Source organism: Pseudomonas sp. GW823-FHT02E01 (assembly GCF_058797535.1).
Genome location: NZ_JBXAJS010000005.1, coordinates 376835 through 395558 on the forward strand (window position 1 = coordinate 376835; position 18724 = coordinate 395558).

Genomic DNA, 18724 nt, shown 5'->3' on the forward strand with positions numbered 1-18724 from the left:
ATTGCAGACAAAACACTCCCCGAAAAACCACAACTTTTCCCCCACCCATTGTCACCTCGCTCTACGCGCATGGGCTCATCCCCGCTATACTTCCCGGCTTTTCCTGAATAAATGCCAATAGGGTCCCGCCGCGCATGGATAAGACCTACCAGCCGCACGCCATTGAAACTTCCTGGTACAACACCTGGGAGTCAGAGAATTACTTCGCCCCGCAAGGCGCGGGCGAGTCCTACACCATCATGATCCCGCCGCCGAACGTCACCGGCAGCCTGCACATGGGTCACGGCTTCAACAACGCGATCATGGACGCCCTGATCCGTTTCCGCCGCATGCAGGGTCGCAACACCCTGTGGCAGCCGGGTACCGACCACGCCGGTATCGCCACGCAGATGTTGGTGGAGCGTCAGCTCGAAGCCAAGGGCCAGAGCCGCCATGACCTGGGCCGCGAGAAATTCCTCGAGAAAGTCTGGGAGTGGAAAGATGAGTCCGGTGGCAACATCAGCCGTCAGATCCGTCGTCTCGGTTCGTCCGTAGATTGGAGCCGCGAGCGCTTCACCATGGACGACGGCCTCTCGGAGGCCGTTAAAGAGGCTTTCGTCCGCCTCCACGAAGACGGCCTGATCTACCGCGGCAAGCGCCTGGTCAACTGGGACACCAAGCTGCACACGGCGATTTCCGACCTCGAAGTGGAAAACCACGACGAGAAAGGTTTCCTGTGGAACCTGAAATACCCGCTGGCCGACGGCGCCAAGACCGCTGAAGGCAACGACTTCCTGATCGTCGCGACCACTCGCCCGGAAACCATGCTCGGCGACTCCGCCGTGGCCGTTAACCCGAACGATGAACGCTACAAAGCCCTGATCGGCAAATTTGTCGAGCTGCCACTGGTTGGCCGCCGCATCCCGATCATCGCCGACGATTATTGCGACCCTGAATTCGGCACCGGCTGTGTGAAAATCACCCCGGCCCACGACTTCAACGACTATGAAGTCGGCAAGCGTCACAACCTGCCGCTGCTGAACATCTTCGACAAGAACGCATCGGTCCTGCCGGCTTGCCAGGTGTTCAACCTCGACGGCACGCTGAACGAAACCATCGACGGCAAGATCCCGGCCGAATACGCCGGTCTCGACCGCTTCGAAGCGCGCAAGCAGATCGTGGCCGCGTTCGACGCCGCCGGCCTGTTGGTCAGCGTTGACGATCACGCCCTGAAGGTGCCGAAAGGCGACCGCTCCGGCACCGTCATCGAGCCTTGGCTAACCGACCAGTGGTACGTGTCCACCAAGCCGTTGGCCGAGCCTGCGATTGCCGCCGTTGAAGACGGCCGTATCCAGTTCGTGCCGAAACAGTACGAAAACATGTATTTCTCGTGGATGCGCGACATCCAGGACTGGTGCATCAGCCGCCAGTTGTGGTGGGGCCACCGGATTCCGGCCTGGTACGACGAGTCGGGCAAGGTCTACGTCGGTCGCGACGAAGCCGAAGTGCGGGCCAAGCACAACCTCGGCCCGGACGTTGCGCTACAACAGGACAACGACGTTCTCGACACCTGGTTCAGCTCGGGCCTGTGGACGTTCTCCACCCTCGGCTGGCCGGAAAAAACCGACTTCCTGAAGAAATTCCACTCCACCGACGTCCTCGTGACTGGCTTCGACATCATTTTCTTCTGGGTTGCCCGGATGATCATGCTCACCATGCATTTGGTGAAAAACGAAGACGGCACTCCGCAGGTTCCGTTCAAGACCGTCTACGTCCACGGCCTGGTGCGCGATGGCCAGGGCCAGAAGATGTCCAAGTCCAAGGGCAACGTCCTGGACCCACTGGACATCATCGACGGCATCGAGCTCGAAGCCCTGGTGCAGAAACGCACCTCCGGCATGATGCAGCCGAAACTGGCGAAGAAGATCGAGAAGCAGACCCGCGACGAGTTCGCCGAAGGCATCGCCAGCTACGGCACCGACGCCCTGCGCTTCACCTTCTGCTCGCTGGCGTCCACCGGTCGTGACATCAAGTTCGACATGGGCCGCGTCGAAGGCTATCGCAACTTCTGCAACAAGATCTGGAACGCGGCGCGCTACGTACTGGACAAGGGCGAAGACTGCGGCCAGAACGGCGAAGCCTTTGAGCTGTCCCTGGCTGACCGCTGGATCATTTCGCAGCTGCAGCGCACCGAAGCCGAAGTGACCCGCCAGCTTGACCAGTTCCGTTTCGACCTGGCAGCACAAGCCTTGTACGAGTTCATCTGGAACCAGTATTGCGACTGGTACCTGGAACTCTCCAAGCCTGTGCTGTGGGACGAAAACGCTCCGGTCGAACGCCAGCGCGGCACCCGTCGCACCCTGGTTCGCGTACTGGAAGTCGCCCTGCGTCTGGCGCACCCGTTCATGCCGTTCATCACCGAAGAAATCTGGCAGCGCATCGCGCCGCTGGCCGGCATCGAAGGCAAGACGATCATGCTGCAACCTTGGCCAGTGGCCAACGAAACACGCATCGATCAGGCGGCCGAAGATGACATCGAATGGCTCAAGGGCCTGATGCTCGGCACCCGTAACATCCGCGGCGAAATGAACATCGGCCCGGGCAAACCGCTGCCGCTGTTCCTGAAGAACGTCAGCGCCGAGGACCAGCGTCGCTTGACCGAGAACGAAGCCCTGCTGAAGAAGCTGGCGCGCCTCGAATCGATCACCGTACTGGCTGCTGGCGAAGAAGCACCGCTGTCCGCCACCGCGCTGGTCGGCGAGATGGAAGTGCTGGTGCCAATGGCCGGCTTGATCGACAAAGGTGCGGAACTGGCGCGTCTGGACAAGGAAATCCAGCGTCTGCAAGGTGAAGTGCAACGAGTCGGCGGCAAGCTGTCCAACGCCGGTTTCGTTGACAAGGCACCGGCTGAAGTCATCGAGAAAGAACGCGCCAAACTGGCCGAGGCCGAACAGGCCCTGGGCAAGCTGGCCGAGCAGCATGCGCGGATTGCCAGCCTGTAACGGCGAGTCGCAATGAAAAAGGGAGGCCAGCAATGGCCTCCCTTTTTTGTGCCTGCTGTCCCATTTTCCCAAACGCCAAAAATCCCCTGTGGGAGCGAGCTTGCTCGCGACGAGGCCATAACATTCAACATCAATATTGACTGACCGACCGCCATCGCGAGCAAGCTCGCTCCCACAAGGGACAGCGGTGTTTGCCACAATTGGGTTCACACGGGCCGGATGTGGGACAATGCCCGCCACTTTTAGCCATACCCGAATCGACCACCGCCATGACCGCCCCCCGCTCCCCCAAGCCTGCGCGCAAAAAGCCTGCCCCGAAGACCCCGGCCACGGCCGTCGCCCCGAAGGAAAAGGCCAGCCTGCACCCGCGCAATCGCCATCAGGGTCGCTACGACTTTCCGGCGCTGATCAAAAGTGCCCCGGAACTGAAGAAATTCGTAATCATCAATCCGTACGGCAAGGAAAGCATCGACTTCGCCAGCCCGGAAGCCGTGCGGGTGTTCAACCGAGCACTGCTCAAGTCGTTCTATGGCATCGCTCACTGGGACATTCCGGCCGACTACTTGTGCCCACCGGTGCCAGGCCGCGCCGATTACGTGCACTTCCTCGCCGACCTGCTGGCCAGTGGCAATGACGGTGTGATCCCCCGTGGCGCCGCCGTGAAGGTGCTGGACATCGGCATGGGCGCCAACTGCGTGTATCCGCTGATCGGTTACAGCGACTATCGCTGGCAGTTCCTTGGTTCCGATATCGATGCGACCGCCATCGCCGCGGCGAAGGCGATCATTCAATCCAATGGCCTGAACAAAGCGATCCAGGTACGCCAGCAGAGCAACCCCAAGCAGATCCTCACCGGCCTGCTGGAGAGCGCAGAGCGGTTCGACCTGACCATGTGCAACCCGCCGTTCCACGCCTCGCTGGACGAGGCCACACGGGGTAGCACACGCAAATGGCGAGCCCTGGGCAAGGCCGATCCGAAACGCAAGCTGCCGGTATTGAACTTTGGCGGCCAAGCGGCGGAATTGTGGTGTGAGGGCGGAGAAGTGCGTTTCGTCACGCAACTGGTCAGCGAGAGTGTGCAGGTGGCGCAACAAGTGCTGTGGTTCAGCACACTGGTGTCGAAGGCGTCGAACCTGCCGGCGATCCAGGCGGCCCTGAACAAGGCTGGCGCGCTGGACAGTCAGGTAGTGGAAATGGGTCAGGGACAGAAGCAGAGCCGCTTCGTGGCGTGGACTTTCCAGACTCCAGTCCAGCAACAGGTTTGGCGCGAACGTTGGGCGCCTAAAAACTAAAACACGTCCACCTGCAGGAGCGAGCCTGCTCGCGAAAAACCTGAGAGCAACGCGTTCATTCAGACTGCCCGCGTTATCGTTTGCGCCCATCGCGAGCAGGCTCGCTCCTACAATCGCAGGCACAAAAAAACCGTGCCCGGATCGCTCCGGTGCACGGTTTTTTTTAACAAGTCTTACTTGTTAACAGCGTCGGTCAGGCCTTTGGCCACAACCAGCTTGATCACTTTCTTGGCAGCGATTTCGATGGCAGCGCCAGTCGAAGGGTTACGGCCAGTACGGGCAGGGCGCTCAGTCACTTTCAGCTTGCCGATACCTGGCAGAGTGATTTCGCCGCCGTTTTCCAGCTGATCGGCAACGATTTGGCCCAGTTGGTCCAGAGCGTTACGCGCGGTGGTTTTCGGCGCGTCGATAGCTTCAGCGATGTCGGCGATCAGTTGGTCTTTAGTAAGAGCCATTTAGTGTTCCTTCCCTATCAAATTCATATGGATTGCAGAGTGCAATGTCAGCTATCGAGCCCGATCTTCTGGATCTGGCACCCTCGGCCAAATAACCTCGGGATCGGGGTTATAGATACCGAAATCAGGGTTTGGTTCGACCTGACAAATGCTGACTGCACGCTTAACGCAGTGACTTCGCGCAAGACCGGGCAAAGCTAGCACAGAGACGGGGAAATATCCGCCTCCAGCTACCCATTTGGTCAGCTTTATTGCGCTAAAACAGGAAAAAACTGCATAAGCGCCGTCGGTCGCCCGTCAATTGCCCTTCGCACCGCGCCAAAACCAGTGGTTGCGGTACACTGGGCGCTTTTTCGGGGGAGCGCGCCCTCCTCTCTTCATTCAGCCGAGAAGCCCATGCCGATCCGTCATTGCATCGTCCACCTGATCGACAAAAAACCCGACGGCACACCTGCAGTTCTCCACGCCCGCGACTCTGAACTGGCTGAGTCTGCGGCCATCGAGAACATGCTCGCCGACCTCAACGAAAGCTATAACGCCAAACAGGGTAAAGCCTGGGGCCTGTTCCATCCGGAATCCGGCGCGTTCCCGTTCAGCGGCTGGCTGAAGGAGTACCTCGAGGGCGGTCAGGATTTCACTGCGTTCAGCCGCGTGGCGGTCGAGCATCTGCAGAAACTGATGGAGGAATCGAACCTGTCGGTCGGTGGCCACGTGCTGTTCGCACACTATCAGCAAGGCATGACCGACTACCTGGCCATCGCCCTGCTGCACCACAGTGAAGGCGTGGCCGTAACCGACGAACTGGACGTGACGCCATCCCGCCACCTCGACCTTGGCCAGTTGCACCTGGCGGCGCGGATCAACGTTTCCGAGTGGCAGAACAACAAACAATCCAAGCAGTACATTTCGTTCATCAAAGGCAAGAACGGCAAAAAGGTTTCGGAGTATTTCCGCGACTTCATTGGCTGCCAGGAAGGCGTCGACGGTCCAGGTGAAACCCGCACCCTGCTCAAGGCCTTCAGTGATTTCGTTGAAAGCGAAGACCTGCCGGAAGACGACGCCCGCGAGAAGACCAAGACCCTGGTGGATTACGCCAGTAGCCAGGCCAAGCTCGGTGAGCCGATGGGCCTGGAAGAGTTGTCGGGGCTGATCGACGAAGAACGCCCGAAGGCTTTCTACGATCACATCCGCAACAAGGATTACGGCCTCTCGCCGGAAATCCCGGCCGATAAACGCACCCTGAACCAGTTCCGCCGATTCACTGGTCGCGCCGAAGGCCTGTCGATCAGTTTCGAAGCACACCTGCTGGGCTCGAAGATCGAGTACGACGAGGAAGCCGGCACGTTGATCATCAAGGGCCTGCCCACTTCGCTCACCGATCAGCTGAAGCGTCGCAACTGATGCTCGGCGGCGTACTGAAGAAATTCCTGCTGATCCTGCTGGTGGTCGTGGCCTATCAGAACTGGGGCAAGATCGAGCGGGTGTTCAATCCATCGCAAGTGGTGTCGGCGCAGACGCAGGCCAAGGCCAACGTTGTGCTCTACGCCACCGAATGGTGTGGTTACTGCAAGCTGACCCGGCGCTTCCTCGACCAGAAAGGCATTGCGTACAAGGAGTTCGACATCGAGAAGGATGCTGCCGCGCGCGAGGACTATCAGGCGCTGGGCGGTGGGGGCATTCCGATCATCGATGTGAACGGGACGCTGATTCGCGGGTATGACCCGGATGCGATTCTGGCTGCGTTGAAGTAACTGTGGGAGCGAGCTTGCTCGCGATGAGGCCAACACAGCCAACAATTTTGTCGAATGTCAGTCCGCCATCGCGAGCAAGCTCGCTCCCACAAGGTTTTTTTTTCAGCAGGCTTCGATCCGGAAACCAAACCGCGGGAAGTGCACATGCACCACACCGCCGCGCTCGTCCTCGCGCCGTACAATCAGTTCTTCGCGGCCGGCAAACAACAACTCCCCTGCCACTGGATCCACACCGTAGTCCGTGGCTGCGATCACTACCTGCTGCCCTGCCTTGAATCCATTGGGATCGACGAATTGCTCATCCGGCAAAGCCGCTGGCGTGGACGTGCGCGCCACTGCCAGAGCCTCCTCGGAACTCATCTCGCTGGATGCGCCATGACCGAAGCCCAATACCCGCGCATGCCATGCATTGACTGCCGGATAAGCTTCGACCAACGGAGCCGTCACCGGCGTGGCCTTGAGGAACCAGAGGCAATGAGCCAGGGCGAAGTCGGCAATCGACGGCTCGCCAAACAGGTAGTCACCCTCCTCGCGCTGCAACTGTTGCTCCAGACGCGACATGATCGTCGGCCACTGGTGCTTCGCCTGTTCGGTAGACAATTTTGTCGCGCTACCACCACTGAACAAACCGGCGCGGTCGGCCAGGAACGCCTTGATCGCTTCCTGCGGTAAATTACCGAAACGCACGGCAATCGATTCCGGCTGGAACACCAGGCTCACCGCATGCTGGAACACCACCGAATCAGCCCAGGCGGCAAAGGACGCGGCAATCATTTCCTGACCTTCCGGGAAGAACGCCGGCAAGGCCTTTTCCTGCTCCAGTCGCCGGGCAATCAATGCCGTGTCGCAATAGATATCGGCACCGACCTGCAACACCGGTGTCTTGCGATAGCCACCGGTCAACGCCGTGAGATCCGGTTTTGGCATCACTGGCGAGATCTTCACCGAGCGCCAGGACAAGCCCTTGAAGCCCAGCAGCAGGCGGGCCTTCTCGGCAAAGGGGGACGTCGGGTAATGATGCAGAATCAACTCGGACATGCTCGGCTCCGCCGCAAGGATCAGGAGTCCGCAGCTTAGCGCGCAATCACCTGGCAGCCTACAGATCTGCCTGATGGGAACCGATCAGTCAGAGTGATAAGCCAGGGGCTGTGCTCGCTGCGCTCGCCACCAGGCATTCCTTGGCGCTCTTCTTGAGTTTCTTGATCAGCCGCTCCTGACGCAACGCATCGCTTTTGTCGCGACAGCGTTCGGTGTAGACCAGGGCCATGGCCGGGCTGGAAAGAAAGAATCGCGCGCCCTTGCCGCTTTGATGCTTGGCGAAGCGACGCACGGGATCATCGCTGATCCCACAATAGAGCGAACCGTTGGCCGCGCGAACGAGGTAGACGAACCAGGTTTTGCTCGCGGGGGTGTCGGCGTCGACAGGGCTTTCGCTGAGGGTGGTCACGTAACGATCAGGGCTTGAAGGAAAACAAGCCGCGATCTTATCAGCGACTGGCCTGGAATGCCTTCAGCCCCTTCAGGGCCTGTGAGCGAACGGCGTTGCGAACAAGTGGCGTCCAGCCCAGCAGCAGACCTTTGAAACCCAGGGCCTGGCGTGACCATGTCCACAGGTCGAAACTGTCGTGATGTTCGCAGATCTTGCCATCGCGAAAGACAAAGCGTGCCTGGATGTCATTGACCACGGTATTGCCAGTCTGGCTGAACAGATAGGTCGCGACCCAATGGGCGCTACCGATACGATCATCGGCACGGACATGATCGAAGGTCAGGGAGAAATCCTTGGCGCGGGTGGTGAGCATGCACCACATATCGCCAGCATCACGACCACGAAGCTCGCCGAACGCCGGGTCACTGAACACCACGTCATCGGTGTAGCAGGCAGCCATCGCCTCGCCGTCGAGACGCTGGAAGGCCTGGTAGAAACGGGTGATCAAGGCGCTGTGGACTTCACTCATGGGCAGACTCCCTGTTGTGCAATGGGTATCGAAAGATTGCCTGCACGATAGTCTGCAAATGGGTCGAACACTATCGGCATTCGCAAGACGAATACCGACAGTGTGCGGGAATCAGACCTTTTCGCTTTCGACCTGCACGTACAACGCACGTCCGGCCCCCAGGCCGGCGAGGATCGCACCAAGGCCGATGACACCGAAGATCCAGCCCACGGCCGTCCAGCCGCCGGTCCAGTCATGCACGATGCCGACCGCGAACGGCCCCATGGACGCCAGGGTGTAACCGAAGCCCTGGGCCATGCTCGACAGGTTCGCCGCAACGTGGGAGTCCCGCGAGCGCAGCACGATCAGGGTCAATGCCAGGCTGAACGTGGCGCCCTGCCCCAGCCCCAGCACAATCGCCCAGCCCCACAGACCTTCAATCGGGGCGTACAGGCAACCGAACAGACCGCCGAGGGTCAGGGCCATCACGATCACAATCGCCAGGCGCTGATCCTTGCCGCGCGTCGCCAGCCATGGCGCGGCGAGGGAGCTGACCAGTTGAACGATCACCGAACCCGACAGCACCAGACCGGCCTGGGTCGGAGTCAGGCCGCGTCCGATCAGGATCGACGGCAACCAGCCGAAAACGATGTAGGCCAGGGACGATTGCAGGCCCATGTACAAGGTCACTTGCCAGGCCAGCGGATCGCGCAGCAATCCGCGAACCCGGTAGGCGACGTTGTGCGCGCCGTGTTTCTGGCCGACTTGCGGCAACCAGAACAGCGCGGCCGCTAATGCCGGAATGACCCAGAAGCCGAGGCCCATCGCCCAATTCTTGTCGAAGTGTTCACTCAACGGCACGGTCGCACCCGCCGCCATCGCCGCACCCAGGCACAGGGCCATGGTGTAGACACCGGTCATGGTCCCGGCCTGTTTCGGGAAGTCGCGCTTGACGATGCCCGGCAGCAACACGCCAATCACGCCGATGCTGGCACCGGCCAGCACACTGCCGGCAAACAGACCGATTTCACCGAACGAACTGCGCAGGATGATCCCGCCCGCCAGGGTCAGAAGAATGCCCAGCACCACCCGCTCCGCACCAAATCGCCGCGCCAGCACAGGTGCCAACGGCGCAAACAGGCCAAGGCAAAGCACCGGCAACGTGGTCAGCAACCCCGCCGCGGACGCCGACAAGCCAAGGGACTTCGAGACCTCGCTGAGCATCGGCGCCATGCTCGACAGCGCCGGGCGCAGGTTCAGCGCCACCAGAATCAGGCCCAGCAGCAACAGCCAGGGCCGGTGCAGAACCGGGTGAGCTTGCTGGACCTGTTCGTCATCGGCCTCGGCATCGATCAGCAACTCTTCCAGCTCGGCCGAACGTTTGAGGGCTGTGGATAACTCACTGCGGTGCATGGACTTCTCGGTTTCAAGGTTCATTGATCAACTGCCTCGACAGGGCTTTGGCTCGTTCCGGGTCGCGTTGCTCGACGGCATCGAGCAACGCGATGTGCAGGTCGAACACTTCCTGACGGCGCGGGACGATGTTCAGGATCTGGCGCAATTGGGCGCCGACGACGCTGGAGAAATAGCGATACAACTCGCTGAGGGTCGGGTTGTGTGCGGCGTCCACCAACCGGCGGTGAAACACCAGGTCGCAGGCGATGTAGGTGTCGAGATCGCCGTGATAGTGGCTGCCGCTGACACTCAGGGCCTCGCGCAAAGCCACCAGATCTTCATCGGTTCGGCGCACTGCCGCCAGGCCAATGGCCTCGACTTCGAGGATGTGCCGGGTTTCCCGGGCCTGATCAAGAGAACAACGGGACAGCGCCTTCAACGTATCGAGCGGATCGACCACCGCCCGCAGGTAACTGCCGTCGCCCTGACGGATTTCGATCAACCCGGAAAACGCCAACACGCGCATGGCTTCGCGCACGGTGTTGCGACTGATGCCCAGCTCGGCGGACAACTCAGGCTCGGTGGGCAAGCGCTGACCCACGACCCAGGTGCCCTGGTTGATGCGCAGGCGCAACTGATCCAGGGCCTGATCGACCAGGGATCGTTTCACTAATGGAGAAATTTCTGACATGGAATTCGCCCTTTCATCCAATCATAGGATGAATTTTCTGACATGTTAGTCAACATATCCCAGAACGGCAACAGCCCCCCTTGTAGGAGCGAGCTTGCTCGCGATGGTCGTCAACGATAACGCTGGTTGGCAGGTACCCCGCGGCGCTCTCCAGTCCATCGCGAGCAAGCTCGCTCCTACAGGGGTATGAGTTTTCCGCAGGCAAAAAAAAACCCGGAACATGTCCGGGTTTAATTCAGTGCCTGGGGTTGATCAATGCAGGATCTGGCTCAGGAACAGCTTGGTGCGCTCGTTCTGCGGCTTGTCGAAGAAGTCGTTCGGCGCAGCCTGTTCGACGATTTCGCCCTTGTCCATGAAGATCACGCGGTTGGCCACGGTGCGCGCGAAGCCCATTTCATGGGTCACGCAGAGCATGGTCATGCCGTCTTCGGCCAGGCCGATCATGGTGTCCAGTACCTCTTTCACCATCTCCGGGTCGAGTGCTGACGTCGGTTCGTCGAACAGCATGATCTTCGGTTTCATGCACAGCGCGCGAGCGATCGCCACGCGCTGTTGCTGACCGCCGGACAGTTGCCCCGGGTACTTGTGCGCCTGCTCCGGAATGCGTACGCGTTCCAGGTAGTGCATGGCAATTTCCTCGGCCTTGCGCTTGGGCATCTTGCGCACCCACATCGGCGCCAGAGTGCAGTTCTGCAAGATGGTCAGGTGCGGGAACAGGTTGAAGTGCTGGAACACCATGCCGACTTCACGGCGGATCGCTTCGATCTGCTTGAGGTCGTTGGTCAGCTCCACGCCATCGACCACGATGCGGCCCTGCTGGTGCTCTTCCAGACGGTTGAGGCAGCGGATGGTGGTGGACTTTCCGGAACCCGACGGGCCGCACAGCACGATACGCTCGCCCTGCTTGACGTTGAGGTTGATGTCCTTGAGTACGTGAAACTGACCGTACCACTTGTTCACGCCCTGCATCTGAATAATGCCTTCAGGGCTCACAGGCTGTTTGATTGCTTCGCTCATCACAAAACTTCCTAAATTAGGTAGCGACTTAGCGCTTGTGGCCAGTGTCGAGCTTGCGTTCCAGATGCATGGAATAGCGCGACATACCAAAACAGAAAATCCAGAACACCAGGGCGGCGAACACATAGCCTTCGGTGGCCATGCCCAGCCATTTCGGGTCGGCGGCGGCTTGCTTGACGCTGTTGAGCAGGTCGAACAGGCCGATGATGATCACCAGGCTCGTATCCTTGAACAGCGCAATGAAGGTGTTGACGATGCCGGGGATCACCAGTTTCAGGGCCTGCGGCAGAATCACCAGACCCATGCTGCGCCAGTAACCCAGGCCCATCGCCGCCGCCGCTTCGTACTGTCCCTTGGGAATTGCTTGCAGACCACCGCGCACCACTTCGGCCACGTAGGCCGACTGGAACAGGATCACGCCGATCAGCGCCCGCAGCAGCTTGTCGAAGTTCATGCCTTCCGGCAGGAACAACGGCAGCATCACCGAGGACATGAACAGCACCGTGATCAACGGCACGCCGCGCCAGAACTCGATGAAGGTCACGCAGACCACGCGAATCGCCGGCATGTTCGAACGACGGCCCAGCGCCAGGACGATCCCCAGTGGCAACGCACCGGCGATGCCGACGGTGGCAATCACCAGGGTCAGCATCAGGCCGCCCCACTGGCTGGTCGCCACGGCGTCCAGACCCAATACGCCGCCATGCAGCAGACACCAGGCAATGATCGGGTACAGCACCAGGAAGCTCAGCCCGTACACCGCCTTATGGTGAAAGCGCGAGATGAACAACGGCGCCACGCCGACAATCGCCAGCCACACCGTCAGGTCCACGCGCCAGCGCAGTACCGGCGGGTAGTAGCCGTACATGAACTGGCCGAAGCGCTGTTGGATGAACACCCAGCAGGCGCCCTCCTTCGTGCAATCGGCCTGGCTGGTGCCGACCCAGTTGGCGTCAAGGATCGCCCACTGCAGGATCGGCGGTACCACCAGGTAGATGAGGTAGAACGCAAACAGGGTCAGCAGGGTGTTGAGCCAGCTGGAGAACATGTTCGCGCGCATCCACGCCATCGGGCCGAAGACCTTGGCCGGCGGTGGCATGTCGGGTTTGAAAGTATGAGTACTCATGCGCTTTTCCTTACCGCTCGATCAGCGCAATGCGCTTGTTGTACCAGTTCATCAGCAGGGAAATGCTGATACTGATCGCCAGGTACACGCTCATGGTAATGGCAATCACCTCGATCGCCTGGCCGGTCTGGTTGAGCACGGTCCCGGCAAACAGCGAGACCATTTCCGGATAACCGATACCGGCCGCCAGCGAGGAGTTCTTCGCCAGGTTCAGGTATTGGCTGGTCAGCGGCGGGATGATCACGCGCAGGGCTTGCGGGATGATCACCTTGCGCAGGGTCGGACCGTTGCGCAGGCCGAGGGAATGCGCCGCTTCGGTCTGGCCGTGGCTGACCGACTTGATGCCAGAGCGCACGATCTCGGCGATGAACGCCGCGGTGTACACGGTCAAAGCCAGCGTCAGCGCCAGCAGTTCCGGGATCAACACCCAGCCGCCGACGAAGTTGAAGCCTTGCAGCTTCGGCATTTCCCAGTGCACCGGTGCACCGAAAATCAGCGCACACAGCGCAGGGATGACCAGGAACATCGCCAGGCCAACCCAGAACTTGTGGAACGGCACACCGGTGGCTTCGAAGCGCTTGGTGGCCCAGCGGCTCATCAGCACGATGGCGACGATGGCGACTACAACACTGGTCATAAACGGCCAGAAGCCGTCCGCCATCAACGCGGCCGGCATGTTCAGGCCACGGCTGCTGACGAAGAAGGTGTCGCCGAAGTTATGACTGTTGCGCGGCCCCGGCATGGTCAGGAACACCGCGAAGTACCAGAACAGGATCTGCAGCAGCGGCGGAATGTTGCGGAAGACTTCCACATATACCGTCGCCAGCTTGGCGATGATCCAGTTCTTCGACAGCCGCGCCACACCCACGATGAAACCCAGGATCGTCGCCAGGATCACGCCGATGAAGGTCACCAGCAAGGTGTTGAGCAGACCAATGACAAACACCCGGGCGTATGTGTCCGCTTCGGTGTAGTCGATCAGGTGTTGAGCGATGCCGAAACCGGCACTGCGCTCCAGAAAGTCGAAACCGGAGGTAATGCCCCGGTGTTGCAGGTTGGTCTGGGTGTTATCGAACAGATACCAGCCCAGCGAGACCACCGCGATAATCGTGATGATCTGGAATACCCAAGCACGCACGCGTGGATCGCTGAGGCTGAGCCTCTGCTTTGGTGCGCCGATTGAATTTTGCATGAAGTGCCCCGGAAATAATGGAACAGAACATCACCCGGTGGTTGGCCCACCGGGTGATAGAACCATCAGCGCACTGGTGGTGCGTATTGAATGCCGCCAGCGTTCCACAGAGCGTTCAGCCCGCGGTCGATTTCCAGCGGAGTGCTCTTGCCGAGGTTTTTCTCGAACACTTCGCCGTAGTTGCCGACTTGCTTGATGATCTGCACGACCCAGTCTTTCTTCACTTTCAGGTCTTTGCCGTATTCACCGTCGGTACCCAGCAGACGGGCAACGTCAGGGTTCTTGGTGCCCTTGGCTTCGGCTTCGACGTTCTTCGAAGTGATGCCGGCTTCTTCAGCGTTGAGCATGGCGTAGCCAGTCCAGCGCACGATGGCCAGCCACTCGTCGTCGCCATTACGTACGACCGGGCCCAGAGGTTCCTTGGAAATGGTTTCCGGCAGAACCACGTAGTCCTTCGGCGAAGCCAGCTTGCTGCGCTGGGCGAACAGCTGGGATTTGTCGGAGGTCAGTACGTCGCAACGACCGGATTCCAGCGACTTGGCGCTTTCGTCGGAGGTGTCGAAGGTGATCGGGGTGTATTTCAGGCCGTTGCCGCGGAAGTAATCGGAAACGTTCAACTCGGTAGTAGTACCGGCCTGGATGCAGATGGTTGCACCGTCCAGTTCCTTGGCGCTCTTGACGCCCAGCTTGTTGTTTACCAGGAAGCCGATACCGTCGTAGTAGGTAATGAAGCCCGGGAATTTCAGGCCCATGCCCGCGTCACGGGAGCTGGTCATGGTGGTGTTGCGCGACAGAATGTCGATTTCGCCGGACTGCAGCGCGGTGAAGCGCTCCTTGGCGTTCAACTGGCTGAACTTGACCTTGGTCGCGTCGCCGAAGACAGCCGCCGCTACTGCACGGCAGTAGTCAGCATCGATACCCACGATCTTGCCGGTGGAATCCGGAACCGAGAAGCCTGGCAAGCCATCGCTGACGCCACACTGCACGAAACCTTTCTTCATCACTGCATCCAGGGTTGCGCCCGCCTGGGCAAACCCGCTGACACCGAGTACTGCGGCTGCAGTCACGATAGCCAGGGTGGATTTCAACATCTTCATTCAAACCTCCAGTTTTGCTCTTGTTGTGTCGGAGCGTGAGTCCTGTCGCACCCTTTTGAGGCGTAGTCGACCCGTGTTGGCTTGTTTTGGGGGTCAACCGACGTAAGACGTTAGCTATGAGTCTAGTAGGAGAAAATCCACGTCATGGAAAACTCACTCTCACCAGTCGGCCGAACGGGCTGTAGCCCTTTCACGTTCGCGAAGCCCCATATCGGCCTTTGGCGAACATCCATCACCGGATTCTTTTCAATCCCACTAATAACCTTGGCCTGATAGTGTTACCGACAGGCGTGGGATTTTTCATACAGACTTCGCCATAGCAAAGCCCGTACCACACTGCTCTCCGAAGCGGTTCAGCTGCAGGTCAATAGCAAAACTTGTAACCTTGCGACATCTTCGTAACTGATCAACCAGACACGCACTCAGCCTTAGCACTCAATAAGAGCGCACGCACACTTTTGGAGCAGCCATGACCAACCCCTTGATTCTTGAACCCGTCAAGACCGCAGATGCCTGCGTTATCTGGCTGCACGGCCTGGGTGCCGATCGCTACGACTTCCTGCCAGTGGCCGAAGCCCTGCAGGAAACCCTGTTGAGCACCCGCTTTGTTTTGCCCCAGGCGCCGAGCCGCGCCGTCACCATCAATGGCGGATACGAGATGCCGAGTTGGTACGACATATTGGCCATGAGCCCCGCGCGCGCGATCAACCGCGAGCAATTGGAAGAATCTGCCAACTGGATCATCGAACTGATCGAAACGCAGAAGGCCAGCGGAATAGACGCCTCGCGGATTTTCCTGGCAGGTTTTTCACAGGGTGGTGCGGTTGTGCTCCACACCGCGTTTCTGAAATGGCAGGGACCACTGGGTGGCGTACTCGCCCTCTCCACTTATGCACCGACTTTCAGTGACCAACTGGAAATGTCCGCCAGCCAGCAGCGCATTCCAGTGCTGTGCCTGCACGGCCAGTACGACGATGTGGTGCAGAACTCGATGGGGCGCAGCGCCTACGAGCACTTGAAGCTGCGTGGTGTCACCGTGACATGGCAGGAATACCCAATGGGTCACGAAGTGTTACCCGAAGAAATTCGCGACATCGGCGTCTGGCTCGCCGAGCGCTTGCGTTAAGCATTTCTGTTTAAAAGCGCCCTTTGATCCATCCCACTACGCCGCGCCCGATTCTTGCATTACACTGCCCGGCGTACATTCCTTAACCAATTGATGAGATGACCGTGCTCAAAGCACTCAAGAAAATGTTCGGTAAAAGCGAGACTGAGCAACTCGCGCCAGTCCCCAGCGCTCCGTCTCACGCTCCCGGCCACCGCACCGACGGCAATCAGTCTGAACGGACCGCCACCACGACTGCACCCAAGCACGAGCCGAAGACCGTAGAAGACGCCCACACTGCGGCGATCACAGCCCCGGAGCAGCCGCGCAGCGACACGCCGAAACCCGCCAAACCGCGCCGCGAACCCAAGCCCAAGGCACCGGTCATCCCATGGAAACTCGAAGACTTCGTCGTCGAACCCCAGGAAGGCAAGACCCGCTTCCACGATTTCAAACTCGCCCCTGAACTGATGCACGCCATCCAGGATCTGGGCTTCCCGTATTGCACGCCGATCCAGGCACAGGTGCTGGGCTTCACCCTCGCGGGCAAAGACGCCATCGGCCGCGCCCAGACCGGTACCGGCAAGACCGCTGCGTTCCTGATCTCGATCATCACCCAGTTGCTGCAAACCCCGCCGCCGAAAGAGCGCTACATGGGTGAGCCACGGGCACTGATCATCGCGCCGACCCGCGAACTGGTGGTGCAGATCGCCAAGGACGCCGCCGACCTGACCAAGTACACCGGCCTCAACGTCATGACGTTCGTCGGTGGCATGGACTTCGACAAGCAGCTCAAGCACCTCGAAGCCCGCCACTGCGACATCCTCGTGGCCACGCCGGGCCGCCTGCTGGACTTCAACCAGCGCGGCGACGTGCATCTGGACATGGTCGAAGTGATGGTGCTGGACGAAGCCGACCGCATGCTCGACATGGGCTTCATCCCGCAAGTGCGCCAGATCATTCGCCAGACGCCGCCGAAGTCCGAGCGCCAGACGCTGCTGTTCTCCGCGACCTTCACCGAAGACGTGATGAACCTGGCCAAGCAATGGACCACCGATCCGTCGATCGTCGAGATCGAATCGCAGAACGTTGCCAACGAAAACGTCGAGCAGCACATCTACGCGGTGGCCGGTGCCGACAAGTACAAGCTGCTCTACAACCTGGTCAACGACAATGGTTGGGAGCGGGTCATTGTCTTCGCCAACCGCAAGGATGAAGTGCGGCGCATCGAAGAACGCCTGGTGCGCGACGGCATCAACGCCGCGCAACTGTCCGGCGACGTGCCGCAGCACAAGCGCATCAAGACCCTCGAAGGCTTCCGCGAAGGCAAGATCCGCGTACTGGTCGCCACCGATGTCGCCGGTCGCGGTATCCACATCGACGGCATCAGCCACGTGATCAACTTCACCCTGCCGGAAGTGCCGGACGACTACGTGCACCGCATCGGTCGTACCGGTCGTGCGGGTGCCGACGGTGTGTCCATCAGCTTTGCCGGTGAAGACGACTCCTACCAGTTACCGTCCATCGAGGAAAAGCTGGGGCGCAAGATCAGCTGTGAAACGCCACCGACGCATCTGTTGCGGGCGGTTGAGCGCAAGCGTCCTCATTAAGCGACGCTGAAAAGAAAAGCGCAGCCGGCAACGGACTGCGCTTTTTTTTCGCCCGGATATTGTTCTAGAGAACTAAAAGTCCATAATGGACAAATTAGTTTAATTCAAATCCCGGAGCCGACCATGTCCAGTACTCCCCAAGTGATCACCCAAGCCCAGGCCCGCGAGTATCTGGCGCGAGTCGATGTGCCGCAGATTCTACGCAAACTGTTCCGCGACCTGGCCGCCGGGCAAGCGGTGCAACCGGCGCAGCAACTGGTGGAGTTCCCGCAGGGTGCCGGCGACTTCATCAATTACCTGGGCGTGCTGGCCGAAGACGGCGTGTACGGGATCAAGACGTCACCGTACATCGTCCGTGAACAGGGGCCGCTGGTGACTGCATGGACGCTGCTGATGTCGATGCAGACCGGCCAGCCGCTGTTGCTGTGCGATGCCGGAGAACTGACCACCGCGCGCACGGCGGCCACCACCGCCGTGGCAGTCGACGCCCTGGCGCCACTCACAGCCAATCGTCTGGCCATCATCGGCAGCGGTAAAGTGGCCCAGGCGCACCTGCACTACGTGAAAGGCCTGCGCGACTGGCAGAGCATCAGCCTGTACTCGCCGAGCTTGAGCGAAGATGCCGAAACCGTGAGCCTGCTGAAAAACATCGAGCCACGCCTGAACATCGTCGACAGTCGCGAAGCTGCCGTTCAGGACGCCGACGTGATCATGCTCTGCACCTCGTCCGCCGGTCCGGTGATCGATCCATCGAGCTTGCGCAAACCGGCGTTGATCACCTCCATCAGCACCAATGCGCCGCGTGCCCACGAAGTGCCGCCGCAGAGCCTCAACGACATGCAGGTGTTCTGTGACTATCGCCTGACTACCCCGGGCTCGGCCGGCGAAATGCTGATCGCCGCCGAACGGCACGGCTGGGACAAGGGCGCGATTGTTGGCGACCTGCCCGACCTGCTCAGCGAGAAGGTGCAGCGCCCCGACTACGACCGTCACGTGTTTTTCCGCTCCATCGGCCTGGGCCTGGAAGACATTGCGCTGGCCAATGCGATCTATCGCCTATCTCACTGACACCACC

General features: G+C 60.0%; 17 protein-coding genes. 7 read left to right on the forward strand and 10 right to left on the reverse strand.

Annotation, left to right across the window (positions count from 1 at the left end):
* Positions 1 to 134 precede the first annotated feature (134 nt).
* Both AC1RDQ_RS14745 and rlmF read left to right on the forward strand, forming a co-directional pair.
* Positions 135 to 2981 (forward strand): valine--tRNA ligase, encoded by a 2847-nt coding sequence (locus tag AC1RDQ_RS14745; RefSeq protein WP_492587598.1) that lies wholly within the window; start codon positions 135 to 137, stop codon positions 2979 to 2981.
* Positions 2982 to 3250: 269 nt separating this feature from the next.
* Positions 3251 to 4273 carry a 23S rRNA (adenine(1618)-N(6))-methyltransferase RlmF gene (gene rlmF / locus AC1RDQ_RS14750; RefSeq protein ID WP_057713408.1) on the forward strand — a complete coding sequence of 341 codons (1023 nt, stop codon included), beginning with the start codon at positions 3251 to 3253 and terminating at the stop codon, positions 4271 to 4273.
* Between the two features lie 173 nt (positions 4274 to 4446).
* Here rlmF and AC1RDQ_RS14755 read toward each other — a convergent pair whose 3' ends face one another.
* Complete coding sequence (locus AC1RDQ_RS14755) at positions 4447 to 4728, reverse strand: HU family DNA-binding protein (protein ID WP_007905514.1); 282 nt, start codon at positions 4726 to 4728, stop codon at positions 4447 to 4449.
* Between the two features lie 396 nt (positions 4729 to 5124).
* Here AC1RDQ_RS14755 and yejK point away from each other — a divergent pair, with 396 nt between their 5' ends.
* Together yejK and AC1RDQ_RS14765 are read left to right on the forward strand one after the other, a co-directional pair.
* On the forward strand, positions 5125 to 6129 hold the full coding sequence (gene yejK, locus AC1RDQ_RS14760) for a nucleoid-associated protein YejK (RefSeq protein ID WP_008018580.1): 1005 nt from the start codon (positions 5125 to 5127) through the stop codon (positions 6127 to 6129).
* On the forward strand, positions 6129 to 6479 hold the full coding sequence (locus tag AC1RDQ_RS14765; RefSeq protein WP_057713407.1) for a glutaredoxin family protein: 351 nt from the start codon (positions 6129 to 6131) through the stop codon (positions 6477 to 6479). The genes yejK and AC1RDQ_RS14765 overlap by 1 nt, the downstream gene beginning before the upstream one ends.
* A 102-nt stretch (positions 6480 to 6581) precedes the next feature.
* Here AC1RDQ_RS14765 and AC1RDQ_RS14770 read toward each other — a convergent pair whose 3' ends face one another.
* The 9 genes from AC1RDQ_RS14770 to AC1RDQ_RS14810 form a co-directional block, all read right to left on the reverse strand.
* Positions 6582 to 7517 (reverse strand): glutathione S-transferase family protein, encoded by a 936-nt coding sequence (locus AC1RDQ_RS14770; RefSeq protein ID WP_489339181.1) that lies wholly within the window; start codon positions 7515 to 7517, stop codon positions 6582 to 6584.
* 88 nt (positions 7518 to 7605) lie between these two features.
* Positions 7606 to 7926 (reverse strand): GIY-YIG nuclease family protein, encoded by a 321-nt coding sequence (locus tag AC1RDQ_RS14775; RefSeq protein WP_349736453.1) that lies wholly within the window; start codon positions 7924 to 7926, stop codon positions 7606 to 7608.
* A 40-nt stretch (positions 7927 to 7966) separates the two neighbouring features.
* The gene (locus tag AC1RDQ_RS14780; RefSeq protein ID WP_057713404.1) at positions 7967 to 8437 is read right to left on the reverse strand and encodes a nuclear transport factor 2 family protein; all 471 of its coding nucleotides are present in this window, start codon (positions 8435 to 8437) and stop codon (positions 7967 to 7969) included.
* Between the two features lie 111 nt (positions 8438 to 8548).
* Positions 8549 to 9853: a CynX/NimT family MFS transporter gene (locus AC1RDQ_RS14785; RefSeq protein WP_223501938.1), complete on the reverse strand. Its 1305-nt coding sequence runs from the start codon at positions 9851 to 9853 to the stop codon at positions 8549 to 8551.
* A complete protein-coding gene (locus AC1RDQ_RS14790) occupies positions 9843 to 10502 on the reverse strand; it encodes a FadR/GntR family transcriptional regulator (RefSeq protein WP_057713402.1) in 660 nt (219 codons plus the stop codon). The genes AC1RDQ_RS14785 and AC1RDQ_RS14790 overlap by 11 nt, the downstream gene beginning before the upstream one ends.
* A 252-nt stretch (positions 10503 to 10754) precedes the next feature.
* A complete protein-coding gene (locus tag AC1RDQ_RS14795) occupies positions 10755 to 11519 on the reverse strand; it encodes an amino acid ABC transporter ATP-binding protein (protein WP_007989979.1) in 765 nt (254 codons plus the stop codon).
* 28 nt (positions 11520 to 11547) lie between these two features.
* On the reverse strand, positions 11548 to 12645 hold the full coding sequence (locus tag AC1RDQ_RS14800) for an amino acid ABC transporter permease (RefSeq protein ID WP_057713401.1): 1098 nt from the start codon (positions 12643 to 12645) through the stop codon (positions 11548 to 11550).
* A 10-nt stretch (positions 12646 to 12655) separates the two neighbouring features.
* Positions 12656 to 13837: an amino acid ABC transporter permease gene (locus AC1RDQ_RS14805; protein ID WP_057713400.1), complete on the reverse strand. Its 1182-nt coding sequence runs from the start codon at positions 13835 to 13837 to the stop codon at positions 12656 to 12658.
* A gap of 65 nt (positions 13838 to 13902) precedes the next feature.
* The gene (locus tag AC1RDQ_RS14810; RefSeq protein WP_008018591.1) at positions 13903 to 14934 is read right to left on the reverse strand and encodes an amino acid ABC transporter substrate-binding protein; all 1032 of its coding nucleotides are present in this window, start codon (positions 14932 to 14934) and stop codon (positions 13903 to 13905) included.
* Between the two features lie 469 nt (positions 14935 to 15403).
* On the opposite strand from AC1RDQ_RS14810, the gene AC1RDQ_RS14815 reads away from it, so the two are divergent.
* The 3 genes from AC1RDQ_RS14815 to AC1RDQ_RS14825 all read left to right on the forward strand — a co-directional run bounded on the left by AC1RDQ_RS14815 (position 15404) and on the right by AC1RDQ_RS14825 (position 18717).
* Positions 15404 to 16060 (forward strand): alpha/beta hydrolase, encoded by a 657-nt coding sequence (locus AC1RDQ_RS14815; protein ID WP_057713399.1) that lies wholly within the window; start codon positions 15404 to 15406, stop codon positions 16058 to 16060.
* A 98-nt stretch (positions 16061 to 16158) separates the two neighbouring features.
* On the forward strand, positions 16159 to 17649 hold the full coding sequence (rhlB, locus tag AC1RDQ_RS14820) for an ATP-dependent RNA helicase RhlB (protein WP_492587600.1): 1491 nt from the start codon (positions 16159 to 16161) through the stop codon (positions 17647 to 17649).
* A gap of 123 nt (positions 17650 to 17772) precedes the next feature.
* The gene (locus tag AC1RDQ_RS14825) at positions 17773 to 18717 is read left to right on the forward strand and encodes an ornithine cyclodeaminase family protein (protein WP_492587601.1); all 945 of its coding nucleotides are present in this window, start codon (positions 17773 to 17775) and stop codon (positions 18715 to 18717) included.
* The last annotated feature ends 7 nt before the right edge of the window (positions 18718 to 18724 follow it).

What these genes read in the sequence shown, in the direction of transcription:
- AC1RDQ_RS14800 (WP_057713401.1), bottom strand. Translation starts at nt 12,645, where the DNA reads ATGAGTACTCATACTTTCAAACCCGACATGCCACCGCCGGCCAAGGTC.
- AC1RDQ_RS14770 (WP_489339181.1), bottom strand. Translation starts at nt 7,517, where the DNA reads ATGTCCGAGTTGATTCTGCATCATTACCCGACGTCCCCCTTTGCCGAG.
- AC1RDQ_RS14825 (WP_492587601.1), top strand. Translation starts at nt 17,773, where the DNA reads ATGTCCAGTACTCCCCAAGTGATCACCCAAGCCCAGGCCCGCGAGTAT.
- AC1RDQ_RS14785 (WP_223501938.1), bottom strand. Translation starts at nt 9,853, where the DNA reads ATGAACCTTGAAACCGAGAAGTCCATGCACCGCAGTGAGTTATCCACA.
- AC1RDQ_RS14805 (WP_057713400.1), bottom strand. Translation starts at nt 13,837, where the DNA reads ATGCAAAATTCAATCGGCGCACCAAAGCAGAGGCTCAGCCTCAGCGAT.
- AC1RDQ_RS14765 (WP_057713407.1), top strand. Translation starts at nt 6,129, where the DNA reads ATGCTCGGCGGCGTACTGAAGAAATTCCTGCTGATCCTGCTGGTGGTC.
- AC1RDQ_RS14755 (WP_007905514.1), bottom strand. Translation starts at nt 4,728, where the DNA reads ATGGCTCTTACTAAAGACCAACTGATCGCCGACATCGCTGAAGCTATC.
- AC1RDQ_RS14745 (WP_492587598.1), top strand. Translation starts at nt 135, where the DNA reads ATGGATAAGACCTACCAGCCGCACGCCATTGAAACTTCCTGGTACAAC.
- AC1RDQ_RS14810 (WP_008018591.1), bottom strand. Translation starts at nt 14,934, where the DNA reads ATGAAGATGTTGAAATCCACCCTGGCTATCGTGACTGCAGCCGCAGTA.
- AC1RDQ_RS14795 (WP_007989979.1), bottom strand. Translation starts at nt 11,519, where the DNA reads ATGAGCGAAGCAATCAAACAGCCTGTGAGCCCTGAAGGCATTATTCAG.
- yejK (WP_008018580.1), top strand. Translation starts at nt 5,125, where the DNA reads ATGCCGATCCGTCATTGCATCGTCCACCTGATCGACAAAAAACCCGAC.
- AC1RDQ_RS14790 (WP_057713402.1), bottom strand. Translation starts at nt 10,502, where the DNA reads ATGTCAGAAATTTCTCCATTAGTGAAACGATCCCTGGTCGATCAGGCC.
- rlmF (WP_057713408.1), top strand. Translation starts at nt 3,251, where the DNA reads ATGACCGCCCCCCGCTCCCCCAAGCCTGCGCGCAAAAAGCCTGCCCCG.
- AC1RDQ_RS14815 (WP_057713399.1), top strand. Translation starts at nt 15,404, where the DNA reads ATGACCAACCCCTTGATTCTTGAACCCGTCAAGACCGCAGATGCCTGC.
- rhlB (WP_492587600.1), top strand. Translation starts at nt 16,159, where the DNA reads ATGACCGTGCTCAAAGCACTCAAGAAAATGTTCGGTAAAAGCGAGACT.
- AC1RDQ_RS14780 (WP_057713404.1), bottom strand. Translation starts at nt 8,437, where the DNA reads ATGAGTGAAGTCCACAGCGCCTTGATCACCCGTTTCTACCAGGCCTTC.